At 38.7% G+C, this 14,906-nt stretch carries 10 protein-coding genes; 5 read left to right on the top strand and 5 right to left on the bottom strand.

Annotated elements, in window-relative coordinates; genetic code table 11:
• Positions 1-11: 11 nt before the first annotated feature.
• Genes SanaruYs_RS15380 through SanaruYs_RS15370 form a run of 3 tightly spaced genes read right to left on the bottom strand, consistent with a single transcriptional unit; the run spans position 12 to position 4,930 of the window.
• Positions 12-2,084 (bottom strand): ATP-binding protein, encoded by a 2,073-nt coding sequence (locus tag SanaruYs_RS15380; protein WP_127123470.1) that lies wholly within the window; start codon positions 2,082-2,084, stop codon positions 12-14.
• A 9-nt stretch (positions 2,085-2,093) separates the two neighbouring features.
• A complete protein-coding gene (locus SanaruYs_RS15375; RefSeq protein ID WP_127123469.1) occupies positions 2,094-3,698 on the bottom strand; it encodes a GAF domain-containing protein in 1,605 nt (534 codons plus the stop codon).
• Positions 3,699-3,706: 8 nt separating this feature from the next.
• The gene (locus SanaruYs_RS15370) at positions 3,707-4,930 is read right to left on the bottom strand and encodes an MFS transporter (protein ID WP_127123468.1); all 1,224 of its coding nucleotides are present in this window, start codon (positions 4,928-4,930) and stop codon (positions 3,707-3,709) included.
• 208 nt (positions 4,931-5,138) lie between these two features.
• On the opposite strand from SanaruYs_RS15370, the gene SanaruYs_RS15365 reads away from it, so the two are divergent.
• Together SanaruYs_RS15365 and SanaruYs_RS15360 are read left to right on the top strand one after the other, a co-directional pair.
• Positions 5,139-8,273: a WD40/YVTN/BNR-like repeat-containing protein gene (locus tag SanaruYs_RS15365; RefSeq protein ID WP_127123467.1), complete on the top strand. Its 3,135-nt coding sequence runs from the start codon at positions 5,139-5,141 to the stop codon at positions 8,271-8,273.
• A gap of 255 nt (positions 8,274-8,528) precedes the next feature.
• Entirely contained in the window at positions 8,529-9,062 is a 534-nt protein-coding gene (locus SanaruYs_RS15360; RefSeq protein WP_127123466.1) for a hypothetical protein, read from the top strand.
• 44 nt (positions 9,063-9,106) lie between these two features.
• Here SanaruYs_RS15360 and SanaruYs_RS20510 read toward each other — a convergent pair whose 3' ends face one another.
• On the bottom strand, positions 9,107-9,562 hold the full coding sequence (locus tag SanaruYs_RS20510) for a DUF3995 domain-containing protein (protein ID WP_127123465.1): 456 nt from the start codon (positions 9,560-9,562) through the stop codon (positions 9,107-9,109).
• Positions 9,563-9,674: 112 nt separating this feature from the next.
• Positions 9,675-11,771 carry a helix-turn-helix domain-containing protein gene (locus tag SanaruYs_RS15350; RefSeq protein ID WP_246011922.1) on the bottom strand — a complete coding sequence of 699 codons (2,097 nt, stop codon included), beginning with the start codon at positions 11,769-11,771 and terminating at the stop codon, positions 9,675-9,677.
• A 226-nt stretch (positions 11,772-11,997) separates the two neighbouring features.
• Here SanaruYs_RS15350 and SanaruYs_RS15345 point away from each other — a divergent pair, with 226 nt between their 5' ends.
• From SanaruYs_RS15345 to SanaruYs_RS15335, 3 genes are all read left to right on the top strand, one after another.
• Positions 11,998-12,585, top strand: a complete 588-nt coding sequence (locus SanaruYs_RS15345) for an ankyrin repeat domain-containing protein (RefSeq protein WP_127123464.1) — start codon at positions 11,998-12,000, stop codon at positions 12,583-12,585.
• Between the two features lie 20 nt (positions 12,586-12,605).
• Positions 12,606-13,712: an acyltransferase family protein gene (locus tag SanaruYs_RS15340; protein ID WP_127123463.1), complete on the top strand. Its 1,107-nt coding sequence runs from the start codon at positions 12,606-12,608 to the stop codon at positions 13,710-13,712.
• Positions 13,713-13,859: 147 nt separating this feature from the next.
• Positions 13,860-14,828, top strand: coding sequence for a bile acid:sodium symporter family protein (locus SanaruYs_RS15335; RefSeq protein WP_127123462.1), 969 nt, complete (start codon positions 13,860-13,862; stop codon positions 14,826-14,828).
• The last annotated feature ends 78 nt before the right edge of the window (positions 14,829-14,906 follow it).

Below are 14,906 nucleotides of genomic sequence, written 5' to 3'. Positions count from 1 at the left end.
GGCGCTTGCAGTTAGTTGGCTGGAAACTTAACAATGAATTCGCTTCCCTTACCTGAAGTTGTGTTAAGAATAATTTCGCCTTGTAAGCGGTCTACCAATGTTTTTACAATGGCTAATCCTAATCCGTTTGAACTCTCGCCCCCGGTGGGTCTTGCACTAAGTCGTTTGAATTTCTGGTAGATTAATGTTTTATCAAAATCCTGAAATCCTGGTCCGTGATCTTTAACAGATATCCAAGCCATGTCTCCATCTCTACCAGATGACATTTCAATAACTGAGCCCTTTGGAGAAAATTTAATAGCGTTCGATAACAAATTGTCCAGAATTCTATTGAGGTACTCAATATCAGATTGTATCGCACCTACATGATTGTCTTCCAGCTTAATATCAATACCTTTTGCTATAGCAATTGAGCGAAAATTTTCTAACCTGCTACGCAAAAACGATGGCATATCAATAGTTGCCTTTAAAACATTTCTGTTTTCTTCAATTTCATGTACGTCCAGTAAATCTGTAATCAAGTCAACACCTGCCTGAGTGGAGGTCTCAATCATTTTTAACAGCTTGAGTTTATCTTCACTTAGTCCGCCAGGCTCCAAACGAATAACTTCTACCAGTCCTCGGATCCTGTTTAGTGGTGATTTTAAATCATGTGCTACAATACTCATGAGTGTATCCTTCTCATGATTCAATTCCGACAGTTTTAAATTTTGATTCGCTAATTCTTCGTTTTGCTTAAGGATCTCCACACGCTGGCTCTCAATTTCTGCATTCTGTTTAGCAAGCACATTATTGGCTGCTGCCTTTCTTCTGCTGTTTCGCCATATAAGCGATCCAACAATCAATAAAGAAAAGACTACTGCGAAGAGTGCAATATTTTGGTAACGTTGTTGTGTAATAATGGCATTGTTACGCTCTTCATTAATCTTTAATAATTTATTTTCCTGATCTTTCTTCTCAATCTGCAGTTCGAATTGCAATCTTTCAACCTGTCTTGCAACATCAAGGTCTTTGAGCGAATCTTTTAGGATCAGGTATTTATTGTAATTATTAAGTTGGTCTGATGGGTTAGCTTGCTTTTCTGCCACCTTCGACAGGTATAGGTGGGCTTCCATTTGCAATGCGATGTCTTTGATATCTTTGGCAACTGATAAACCTTTTTCAAATTCTGATTTAGCGTTTCTATAATCCCCCTTCAAAAAATCAATCTTACCTAACGTAATATGAGCACGTGGTTGAAACCGCACTACATTGCTTCGGCTGATTACTTCATATCCTCTTTCAAAAATTTCTTCAGCTTCTTTTACCTTATTGTCTTCAATATAATTCTCAGCCAAAAAAATTCTCGTTTCCGCTAAGTTTATTTGGTCATTGGTTGAAGAATACCCCGAATCGGCTTTTAGGAAATACTCTGTTGCTTTTGTATATTTTCCTGATTCATTGTACAACCTCCCTAAGTAGGTATAGGCAGACATGATGTCGCGAGTCCTTTTAAGTTTTAATCGAATTTCTAAGGCCTTAACAAAAAACTCTTCCGCCTTTACATAATCGCGTTGTGTTCTGTAAAGATTGGCGAGACTTTGATATCCGTAGGCCATACCGGTCGAGTCCTTCACTTCTTCAAAAAGAGGAATAGCTTCCAAAAAATAATCATATGATCTGGAGAGTAAACCCTGATCGAAAAATACACGCCCCATATTATTCTTTGCGTGGGCGATTTGTAATGTGTCGTTCTGCTCTACAGCAATTTCAAAGGCTTTTGAATAGGCCTCATAAGCGGCTAACCTATCGCCTTTGTAGTTGTGGGCAACCCCCATGAAATTGAATGGGCGTGCCATGCCAAGCTTAAGTTTTAGTTTTAAGCCCAAGTTATAAGCTTGTTGACTGAAATAGATTGTAGAATCTGGATGAGCAAAGCGGTATTCGAATGCCAAATCGCCCAATAGCTGAAATTGCTCTATACCGTCAGTTGAAATTGAAAGCTGTTGCTTGATACCTGCAATTCGGTCATAATCCTGCGCCAATACCTCAAAAGACAGTATTGTAAGTATAAAAACACAGAAAAAGATCCGCCTACAAGCCATTGTACAAAATTACCGAAAATCTTTACGTCCTAAGTCAGTCCGCTCAGCTAAAGTTGTGTTAATTTTTTTTACCACTTCATCTAGCTCCTCACCTGATTTCTTAAGGTAGTCAATAAGTTGCAAGTCCTTTTTATCTGTCATTTCCATCAGGTGAATAAGCCCAAGCATGCGGCTGAGCGGTCCACGGAGTACATGAGAGTTAATGAAAGCATACTCGGCCAATTTCTCATTCTGGAGCTCCAATTCCTCAGTGCGTTTTCGCACACGGTCTTCTAGTCCTTTATTTATTTGCGAAATAGTCTCATTCTGTTCCCGTATTTTCTCTTCGTACTCACGTCTCCACGCAGATTCAATAGCCAAGGTTACAATATCTGCTAACGCTTTTGCAAAATTCTTATCCTGACTTGTCCACTTCCTTGTTTCCTGATGATTTTCAAAACTTACAGTACCACCAAGGTTTCCACCAATATAATATGGCACATCCATGCATGATTTAATATTCTGCGGAATGAAATAGTCTACCACATTATGGCGGGTGAGGTCATGTAAAAAAACATCTTCAACTGCTACAATTTTTTCAGCATATAAAACCTCGTAATAAAGCTGATAACCCGCCACTTCAAAACTAATACCTGACGAAAATTGACTAGAGAGGGCGTTGTAACTCATAATAGCCTCTAATCTGTCTTGTTTATCATTTACCCGCCATACAGTTACCTGTGTAATCCCCATTGCTTTTGATGCCAACAAGGCTACTTCCTTAAGTGCACCCTGCAACTCGCCTTCTTTAATCCACCTGCACTTTGTTAAATGCATTAATATTTCGCGCTGTTCTTCCAACACATCATTTATACTTTCTATCTCGTTAAGTTTATCCCGCAGTTGCTCATTAATCTGCTTAATTTGTTCCTGCTGAAGTTCAATAACATCTCTTTGTTTCTTTAATGCCTCATTCTGTGTTTGTAATTCATCTTGGTTTTCGGCCAGCATATAATTTCGCTCTTTAAGCAAACTGATAAACCGAGTTTGAGTATTATGATAAAAAGTAGTGAAGAAAAAAAGCAAAGATGCCAACCCTGTGTACGATATCAGTGGTCGCCATGGATCTTCTGAAAAAGCAACAGCTGGTATATGAGCATTCTGCAATGCATAAAGCAAAACCGTTGCTGCAATTATTCCAAACCAAACAATCGCATTAGTATAATTATTAAACACATTAGCCATAAAAGGCAGTAATGTAAGCCATGGTAAAACCACCGAATGTATACCTCCTGAAAAATAGACACCAATAGAAAAAACAATCCAATAGAAAGTCAGCAGAATATTGGACAGCACATCAAGACTAATTTTAGTGCGTAGCAAAAAAGCAATGAAGAATAAAAAAAGTGGTGTAACTAAATAAATATATGTCGGAATATTTGTGTTAAAAAACTGATATGTAATAAAGAATATAATACTGATGATAGAAGTAATGAAAATAAAGTTTAACAGAAGTCGTGCCCGGGTAAAATCAGGATCGAGCGTGGCACTGTATTGCGCCAGAAAGAACCGGTAAGTTCTTGGGAAAATTTTAGCCGGGGTCCATGCCATCATCTCCTGTTCTCGTTTACTCAATTTACTACTTAATCTTCTTCTAAAAAATTAAGATCTCTAGCGAATGTTTCATTTAAAAATTTTAAAGCTATTAACGATATTAAAATAGTAAACGAACCCACAATAAAAGCGCCCCAGGTAATACCCAAAAGAGGCCGCAACAAACTAAATAAAGCCACCAAGGGCACAACAGTACCTCTGATAAAATTGGGCACTGAAGTGGCAACAGTAGAACGAAGGTTAGTGCCGAATTGCTCTGCAGCAATAGTTACAAACAAAGCCCAATAACCAGTGCCTACACCAAGACCGAAGCAGATCAGATAAAATACGGCAGGCGAATCGGATGGATTGAATAAATAAAGCACAATAAAAACAAGTGTAATTAAAATGTAGAGCAGCACTACTTTTCTACGCGACTTCAGCCATTGACTAATCAAACCACTGCTTAAATCGCCCACTGCCAACCCGATGTAACTAAACATCACCGCATCACCCGCTATAATGGTGCCTGAAACACCCAACGCTTTAGCAAACTCAGGCGAAAAGCTGATGAGTATACCAATCACAAACCAGATTGGCAAACCAATAAAAATGCAAGACACGAAGCGCTGTAGTCGATCCCGGTTTGTGAAGAGCTGCAGGAAATTACCACGCTTTACATTCTTTGTTTTTACCTTTTCATACATGCCAGATTCAAAAATACTTACACGCGCCAACAACAACAGTAGCCCTAAACCACCTCCAATAAAGTAAGCCATCTGCCAGTCGAATGTGCGGGCTACTATATTGGCCAACACTGCACCCATTAAACCAACAGAAGCCACAATGGTGGTGCCATAACCGCGTAACTCTTTCGATAATACTTCTGAAACTAAAGTAATACCGGCACCTAATTCACCCGCCAAACCTATACCTGCAATAAAACGCAATAACGCATATTGATCAACTGTAGTAACAAAGCCATTACCAATGTTGGCCAATGAGTATAATAGAATAGAACCAAACAGAACAGACAGTCTTCCACGCTTGTCGCCCATAATGCCCCAGATAATACCACCTATCAACAAACCAAACATTTGTGCTTGAATGAGAAATTCTCCTGTACTCATCAAATTTTCTTCAGCAACACCCAGACTACGCAAGCTGGTGATGCGCACAATACTGAAAAGTAGTAAGTCATAAATATCTACGAAGTAACCCAGTGCAGCTACAACAACAGGAACCGAGTAAAGCGAACGATAATCTTGTTTCATTACATCAAAAAATTTAATGAAGCCTAATCTTTTATAAAAGGCAGGCACGATGCCAGTTCAATTTTTCCTAATTAAAGTCTTTAATCTATCGAACTTGGCACTACCAAAAAACGAAATTAACCTTTCATAAAAAAGCACAATCTCATTTGGAGCATAATTAGTAACTCATTATCCCTTAAAAACCGATAATACGGAAACCATAAACACTATGAAGAAAATACTTCTACTCAGTTTTGTGCTCTTAACTGTAACATTTGCAGGTCAGGCACAGAAAAAAGGCAGTGCGCCTGCCAAGACCACAGTTACCTACGATGAAAAACTTTATGCCGGTATGGAATGGCGCAACATTGGCCCCTTCCGTGGTGGCCGCTCGTCAACCGTAACAGGTGTGCCCGGCAAGCCTAATCTTTTTTACATGGGTTCCGTTGGTGGTGGTGTTTGGAAAACCACAGATGGTGGAGGAACATGGGAAAATATTTCTGATGGCTTCTTCGGAAATTCCATTGGAGCAGTAGCGGTAAGTGAGTGGGACAATAACGTGCTGTATGTAGGCGGAGGAGAAAAAACTGTACGCGGTAACGTCTCCTTTGGTGAAGGCGTTTACAAATCAGTAGATGCAGGTAAAACCTGGAGCCATATAGGTCTCAAAGATTCTAAACATGTAGTACGTATCCGAATCGATCCTAAAAACCCTGATGTGGTATATGCTGCTGTTATGGGAGATTTATTTAAATCCTCTGATGAACGTGGTGTTTACAAAACTATTGACGGGGGTAAAACCTGGAAACGTGTATTGTTTGCCAATGCTGATGCCGGTGCTATCGATTTGTGCTTCGACCCTAACAATGCTCGTGTGCTCTACGCTTCTACCTGGCGCATTCGTAGAACACCTTATAGCTTAGAAAGTGGCGGTGAAGGTTCTGCCCTTTGGAAAAGCACTGATGCCGGAGAGACCTGGACAAATATTTCCAAAAACAACGGACTCCCTAAAGGTATTTGGGGTATCTCAGGTGTAACAGTTTCACCTGTTAATTCAAACCGTGTGTACGCCATTATAGAAAATGATAATGGCGGTGTATATCGCTCTGATGATGCCGGTGCTACCTGGAGAAAAATGAATGATGACCGTGCGTTGCGTCAACGTGCCTGGTATTACACCAGAATTTATGCCGACACAAAAGAAGAAGATATGGTTTATGTGTTGAATGTTTCATACCATCGCTCTAAAGATGGCGGCAAAACATTTCAGTCATTTAATGCTGCCCATGGTGATCACCACGATTTATGGATAGCTCCTGAAGATAACCAACGTATGGTTATGGGTGATGATGGTGGTGGTAGCGTTACCTTTGATGGTGGTATGAACTGGTCGACTTATCACAACCAACCTACTGCTCAATTCTATCGTGTGATTACCGATAATCATTTTCCTTACAGAATTTATGGTGCACAACAAGACAATTCTACGGTACGCATTTATCACCGCACCGATGGCAATAGCATAGGCGAACAAGATTGGGAAGAAACAGCAGGTGGTGAAAGTGGGCACATTGCTGTTGACCCGACTGATCTTGATATTGTGTATGGTGGAAGTTATGATGGTTACTTATCACGCTTAAATCACCGCACAAAAGAAGAGCGCAGCATCAACGCCTGGCCCGACAACCCAATGGGACACGGTGCGGAAGGTGCGAAGTATCGCTTTCAGTGGAACTTCCCGATTTTCTTTTCGCCACACGATACTAAAAAATTATACGCTGCGTCTAACGTATTGCACATGACACGCAATGGTGGGGAGAGCTGGGAAATTATAAGTCCTGATTTAACCCGAAATGATGCAAGCAAAATGGGATCTAGTGGTGGGCCTATTACAAAAGACAATACAAGTGTAGAATACTATTGTACCATCTTCGCGGTAGGCGAATCGCCTTACGAAAAAGACCTGATTGTTGCAGGCTCTGATGACGGATTGTTGCACATTACTAAAGATGGTGGCAAGACTTGGGAAAAGATTACACCAGCTGGTATGCCTGAGTGGGTAATGTTTAACAGCGTTGAATTTGATCCGCATACTAAAGGAGGTATTTATGTAGCAGGCACACGTTACAAGTCGGGCGACTATGAACCATATTTATACAAATCAAAAGACTATGGAAAAACATGGACTAAAATTACTGACGGAATTAAAGCGCCACACTTTACACGTGTAGTCCGTATAGATCCTAAGCGTGCCGGTCTGCTTTATGCCGGTACCGAATTTGGTATGTATGTTTCCTTTGATGATGGTACCAGCTGGAAACCTTTTCAGCTAAACTTACCCAAAGTGCCCATCACTGATTTAACTATCAAGAATGATAATTTGATTGCTGCTACACAGGGCAGAAGCTTCTGGATAATTGATGACCTGACCCCACTTCATCAATTAAATGAAACAGTAGCGAAAGCCGATTTTCATTTATTTAAACCTATGCCAAGCTACCGCATGAATGGCAGCCAGGGTGGCTGGAGAGGCGAATCGAAAAAAGAAGGTAAGAACCATCCGAACGGTGTGTTGATTCATTATTATGTAAAAGACACCGCTAAGCTGAAAGCCTCGCTAGAAATTATGGAAATGAATGGCACACTGATAAAGAAGTTCAGTACTAAGCCAGATAAAAAAGCCAAAGAAGAAGAGATGACTGTGAAGCTGGGCTTCAACCGCCACAACTGGAACATGCGCTATGCTAATGCCGATGGTTTTGATGGTTTGATTATGTGGGGCGGAGGACTAACCGGCCCCAAAGCAGTACCTGGTAAATACAAGGCTAAGCTTACCATTAATGGACAAGCACAGGAAACAGAATTTGAAATTGTTAAAGATCCTCGCACTGAAGGCAGTGTTGAAGATATTAAAGCACAATTTGATTTTCTGATGTTGGTGAGAGACAAATTGAGTGAGACCAATAATGCCGTAAAACGCATTCGCTCTGCCCGCGAACAAATTAACCGTGTTACAGAACCGATGAAGGGAAAAGAAGATATGAAGGAAGTAACAGAACTTGCCAAAACTATTTTAGCTGAAATGAAGAAAGTAGAAGAAGCTTTGTATCAGACTAAAAACAGAAGCGGACAAGATCCATTGAATTTCCCAATTCGTTTAAATAATAAGTTAGCAGGTCTTTCACGCGAAGCAAGCGGCAGCGATTACCGTCCTACGGCACAGGTAAAAGCGGTGTATCAGGAGATTAGTGGCAAGATAGATGAGCAACTTGCTGTGCTTAATAAAATAATCACACAAGAAGTGCCGAAGCTGAATGCATTAGTAAAACAGAAAAATGTTGATGCGATTGTGTTGACTGATTAAGCAATTATAAATTTCAAATTCTAGATTCAAAATTAATAGGAACATGATTTTAAAAGGAGCTGTAGGAATACAGCTCCTTTTGCATTATTAGGATGTTTAAAAAACTCCATGACTTGTGTAAACATCGCCAAGGTATTGATTAGCAGTTAAAATATTCACTACATTTACTATGCAAAATATTGCACTCGGCTATGCTGAACTCTACTGACACCGAGATGCCTAATTAAATGATTAATAAGTAAGCCTTAACTCGTAATGAATATTCTAAAGCTAAAAAACTGGCAAATTTTTCTTTTATTTTATTGTGGACCATCTTTGATCATTTCTCCCTTACGATTTTTACTACAAAAGTTAAGTGAAGACGCACCTGATAATTTCGCACTTTGGCTTATTCTCTTTTTTATAATTTGGTATATATGGGAGTATACTATCGGTCATAGACTATCAAGATTTATTCACCCGGAGCAAAAATTTAATAAAATACTTTATCAAATTTTCTACGGATTAAAAGTTGCAATTACAATATACATAATGGTTACGCTGGCAACATTATCCGAATCGGATATGACTCCCATCTTATCAATAATTCCACTTTACTTTATTTGGGTGGGCGCTTCATGGTATATCATTTACCAAAACGCCAAGATAATAAGATCAGCAGAAGTTAATAGACCTGTTTATTTCAATGACTTCTTTCATTACTTCTTTATGCTGATCTTCCTGCCTTTTGGAATATGGATAATTCAAAGTCGAGTTAATCAAATCGTTAACTCTAAAAAAATTGCCTAGCATTATTACCAGTAACATTAGATGTAGCCTCCCTCAATAATAAATCAGCTGATTAGATTGTGGTCCTGAGAAAAAATAATCCACACGATTAGTAGAAGCACTAGTATGGTTATGACCAACGATAAGGGTGTATAGTATTTTGAATCATTGACGGCAAACCTTGTGTATTTGTATTTCTTAAAAAGTCCAAAAAATTTAAAATCTCCGATTACTCTTGAAGAGAAGACAATTAAGATTACCCAGAAAAAATATTTCGTCACCTCTGGAGCTAATCCAATAATTATCAGCAGAAAAAAGCCTGCACATATAAGAAGCACAAAAGCAATCAATAATGTAATTAATTTACCAGGTCTGAATAATGGAATATTATCTTCCCGTGAAGGTAAAGCAACCTCTATCCCACACCTCCCACCAAAGCCCCAATAAAAATGAAGTAAGGATAGAAATAGAAAAATTAACAATAAAGCTATTAATAAAACTAAAATTGAAGTGTTAATCATACTTTCTATATAGTAGAACTCACTTCTCCAAAAATGTTACACACAAGCTGGAGTGATCATAATTACAGAACTGCTAACAAGATATGCAACTTATTAATAAATGAAAAACACCTTAATGGGTAACCAATAATCCCTTATCGCCCAAAGTTGTTTTTAATGCTTCATGCGATTTCCAAAATTTTGATTTAGTAATGTTCAGGTATTTTTTAAATTCAGTATTGTCTTTTATAGTTACCATTAGCGGATCTTCCTCCAAAAATAAAATTATCCAGTATTGCACATTATCTTCTTTAGAAAAGAGCTGCATATGTTGTATTGCTTCGTTCTGATTACCTATATATGTATAGTAAGCGGAAAGGCCCAAATTCTTGTAAAGCGACTTATCTTCATCAATAAATGCCTTGTAATCCTTTACCAACACATCAGACTCTTCTTGAAATCCTACTTCTGCCAATACATAGGCTATGGTTAAATTCTCGTGACGATAAATATCCATCTGTTGTGATTCACGAATCTGTAAAAATCGTTTATAGTATTGGTATGCTCCTTTATAGTCTCTCATATAATAAGAGACTTTACCAATGTCTTGCAAAATATCAAAACGCGTTGTGTCTTTCTTATATTCTTCTATTAATAAATCCCTGGTCAACTTAGGGTCCTTACTTGTAGCAAACATGATAAAAGCACGCACATATTTAGCAAAGGGATTGAGTGGGTTATATGCCAATGATTTATCGATATATACCAAAGATTCTTCTACAAATCCATTTTGTATTAAAGCATTTCCTAACCGCAAATACGTATAGCTTGCTGTTGTCGAATCTAGTGAAGCAACATCCAGCTGAACTCCCTTCAAGGCATATTCTAAATACTTCCCGGTATTAGGATTATAAATTGAATAAAAGTCGGATAAGAAACCGATTACCTCAACAGAATTAGGATTGTACTCGAGTGCTTTTTCCAGATAAGGCACCGCTGACTCATACTCTCTTTTAGTCATGTAGGACAAAGCTTTAGCTACAAGGCTACCCCCAAGTTTTGAGTCATACAAAAATGCCTTGTCTGCGTATTGATTAATCTCTTCTGAGTACTTCTTTTCTGCCCTGTAAAAATCCAAATAGTAATATGCAATTGCCGTTTCTGCATATGCCACCGCAAACTCATTGTCTTCCTCAATAGCTTGTTTAAAATACTCAATCGCTTTTAAATCGTTAACCTCTCCACCTAATAGTTGAAAGTTTTTGCCTTTTAAATACAAATCATAAGCGACAATATTTTCAGTAGGTTTTTTCGCTATCCTCTGTTTTTCATCAGTAGTAATAATCGCTCTAATTTCTTCGGCAATACTACGGGCTATCTCTTGCTGCAACTGAAAAATATCTTTTGCCTCCCTCTTATATTGGTTCGACCATAGATGCCGATCGGTTGATGCTTCAATAAGCTGTATGTTAAGCAATATCTGATCTCCGATTTTTTGCCCACTCCCCTCAACAAAATAACGCACGTTCAATTCCTTTGCCATTTCTGGAATTGACTTAGCACTGTTTCTATACTTTTCTGAAGAGGTTCTGCTGATTACCCGCAAGTCTTGTATCTTTTGTAAATTCAGCAAGGTCGACTCCATCAAACCATTAATCAGGTAAACGTTTGTAGAGTCATTGCTCTCATTCTTAAATGGCAATACAGCAATTGACTTTTCCAGCTCAACTTCATATGTACTAAATTTGCTGCCTCTATATATAAAGAGCAAAGCCAACACCACAACGACACCGCCTGCCAAAACAGGTATCCACAACTTTTTAGTTTTGCTAACATTATGAACAGGGAGTATTTCTGTTTCAGGATGCTTACCAACTTCTCCCGGAGGATATCCATAATATTCGCGAAAGCATTTTATAAAATAGGAAGTGCTATTAAAACCCACCTGATGCGATACTTCAGAAACATTTAAGGATGAGGTGCGCAACATCTCCATGGCGCGATTTAACCTTACCTGATTGATCAACTGACTCACGGAAAGCTTGCTATCCTTTTTAACTTTTCTAAGTAGATTGGACCTGCTCATATTCATAGCATCGGCCAATTCAGAAACCCCGAATTGCTCGTTTGCCATATTTCTTTCGATAATGGAAGTGACCTGACTCAGAAATTCATTTGCAGGAGTTGGGTTATCGGGCATACGGTAGAGATACTGGAACGATTTAATCAAAAAATTCAGGCACAATATGGGGTAAAAAAATGGACTGACCACATCTGGCACCCCGGTTTAGAAAGGTCAGAATTACTCAGAAATACGCGGTTTGCGCGATAATTTATACTTCTGCATCAAAATTTATACGCTTTGCTTCAACTTTCATGCTTTTAGCCGCAGGGCTATTTAGTCGTAAGGCGGCTGCAAACAGTTCTTTGCATCATTAAATAAAAATTATCGACTTATGAAAACTAGAATGATTAACCCTTTAAAATCAAGTTTTGCAATTGCATTGTTTGCCATGCTTTTAACCTCAGGTGCCTGCCAGAACAAAGAAGCGACTAAAGAAAAAACGAACACCAAAACCAGTTCGCAAGCCCCGCAGATGGATATACACACCGCTGTAGTAACCGGCAATTTGGAAGCAGTACAAATGCATATAGCTGCCGGTACCGATATTAATACGAAAGATCCATTTGGTGGTTCAAGCCCACTAATAAGCGCAGCGGTTTTCGGCAAACCTGAGATCGCAAAAGTGCTTATTGATGCAGGCGCTGATATTAATTTTCAAAACAACGAAGGGTCTACTGCTTTACATACGGCTGCTTTCTTTTGCAGACCTGAAATTGTAAAAATGCTGCTTGCTAAAAATGCAGTTAAAACGCTCAAAAATAAATATAACTCTACTGCTTACGAAAATGTGGCTGGATCATTTGCCGATGTGAAACCAGTGTACGATATGATGGTAAGTGCACTTGGTCCAATGGGCTTAAAACTTGACTATGCCTATCTTGAAAAGACGCGCCCTGAAATTGCGGCTATGCTAAAATAGTTAACATCTAATTGCAAATCATGTTAATAACTGATCGAAGGTACGATATAGATTGGATAAGGGTAATCGCAATCTGGCTTTTACTCATCTACCATACAGCCATTGGCTTTCAGCCCTGGGGTATGATGATTGGATTTATTACAAACTCAGAACCATGGGCGGCTTTATGGACGCCCATGGCCATGCTGAATGTATGGAGAATACCCTTGCTTTTCTTTGTATCGGGTATGGGTGTATACTTTGCAATTCAAAATAGAAATTGGAAACAACTCTGGGCAGAGCGTGCCTCGCGAATACTTGTGCCATTTGTATTTGGTACTTTATGTATCGTGCCCATTCATATTTATATAATGAGTAGCTACTATGGAATGGAATACAAATATTTCCCACACACGGGTCATCTGTGGTTCCTTGGTAATATTGTTGTCTACATTTTACTATTCACACCATTATTTTATTTTCTTAAGAAAAACGAAACTGGAAAATTGGCTGTCGCGCTGAAGAAAATTATGAGCCATCCCGTTGGCTTGTTAATTGTTATTGCAGCTTTTGTTACCGAAGTACTAATTATTAAACCCCAGCCCTACGAATTCTATGTTATGAATTTACATGGCTTTTTCCATGGCTTGCTCTCCTTCTTCTTTGGCTTCTATTTTGTGTACAGCGGTGAGGTATTTTGGAAAATGATTGTAAAGTGGCGTTGGCTATTTCTACTTGCCGGGCTTTCGCTTTTTGTGTTGCGCATGGTTGAATTTGAAATGAGTCTGCCAATACCAATTTATCAATTGCCCATTGAGACTATCTGCTGGATACTAGCTGTATTCGCTTTTGGCAACAAATATTTAAACCAGAAAAGTAAAACCTTACAATATTTGAGTCAGGCTGCTTATCCGGTTTATGTACTTCACATGGTATTTCTTTATCTGGGCTCCGTCATCATCTTTCCGCTTGATATAGTGGCACCACTTAAATTTCTACTTGTACTTGTGTTTACTTTTGCGGGTTGTTACTTCACCTATGAAATTATACGGAGAATAAAAGCATTGCGATTCTTATTCGGTTTACATAATTCTCCTCGGTCTGTTTCCTCTTCTCCTCGGTCTGTGTCCTCACAGACCGAAATATAAAACTAAACTAATGCCGACTTGATATAAAAATTGTAAATCCAATACTGGTCAGTGAAGACACAGACCAGCGATTGGGGTAATTTGCCTAAAGCGGTTATAGTCTGTATTCATGCAAATAGTATATTGCGATTGAAATCAGTTGCTCTTATGAAAATTGATCGCTTTGTACTGTTCATCATTATAACAATAGCCCTTGCCTATTTTTTTCCGGGATGGGCCGTACAGAAAGGCGACCAGTCAATTGAAATCATTAGTAGCATTGGCGTTTCACTTATTTTCTTTTTCTACGGATTAAAGCTCAGCTTTGAAAAGCTGAGGGAAGGATTAAAAAATTGGCAACTTCATTTACTTGTTCAATCAACAACATTTCTAATTTTTCCACTTATTGTACTGCTGTTTTATCCGTTGGCAAATACAGCCGAGCAGAAAACATTGTGGCTAGCTATATTTTTTCTGGCAGCATTACCTTCTACTGTATCATCTTCCGTTGTAATGGTGTCTATTGCCAAAGGTAACATACCAGCCGCAATTTTTAACGCAAGTCTTTCAGGAATTATAGGAATAGCACTTACACCAATTTGGATGGGTTTGTTTATTAAAAGTGCTGATGCTTCATTTGACTTTGGCTCTATCTATCTAAAGCTATTGATTGAAATTATTGTCCCCGTCATATTAGGGATTGTACTACAGCCGTACTTTGGAAAATACATTCAAAAGCATGCTTCAAGTCTGGCCATTTTTGATAAAGCAATTATTCTGCTCATCATTTACAAAAGCTTTGCTGAATCCTTTTTCACAAATGTATTCGATGCACTTAGTCTGCCGATGCTGTTACTCCTTTCTATAATTGTAATCGCTTTATTCTTTGTAGTCTACCACCTTACAGGATACATGGCCAGTCGCCTGAATTTTAGTTTACCCGACCGCATCACCACTCAATTTTGTGGCACCAAAAAATCGCTAGTTCACGGTACTGTTTTTTCAAAAATATTATTTGCCAACTCAGCTTCCGCGGGTATTCTTCTATTACCCTTAATGCTTTTCCATGCCCTGCAAATTCTTATCGTGAGTGTTATAGCCACTAAACTTGGTCAAAGAGAAGCTGCCAAACAGTAAATACTCTAAATTTATCTGTAAACAATGTAAAGTTTGAGGCACGATAGAAACTATCTTTGATTTGTATTGGTTAGTTGA

The organism is Chryseotalea sanaruensis (genome assembly GCF_003990915.1).
GTDB lineage: Bacteria > Bacteroidota > Bacteroidia > Cytophagales > Cyclobacteriaceae > Chryseotalea > Chryseotalea sanaruensis.
This window is presented reverse-complemented; position numbering and strand designations above follow the sequence as displayed.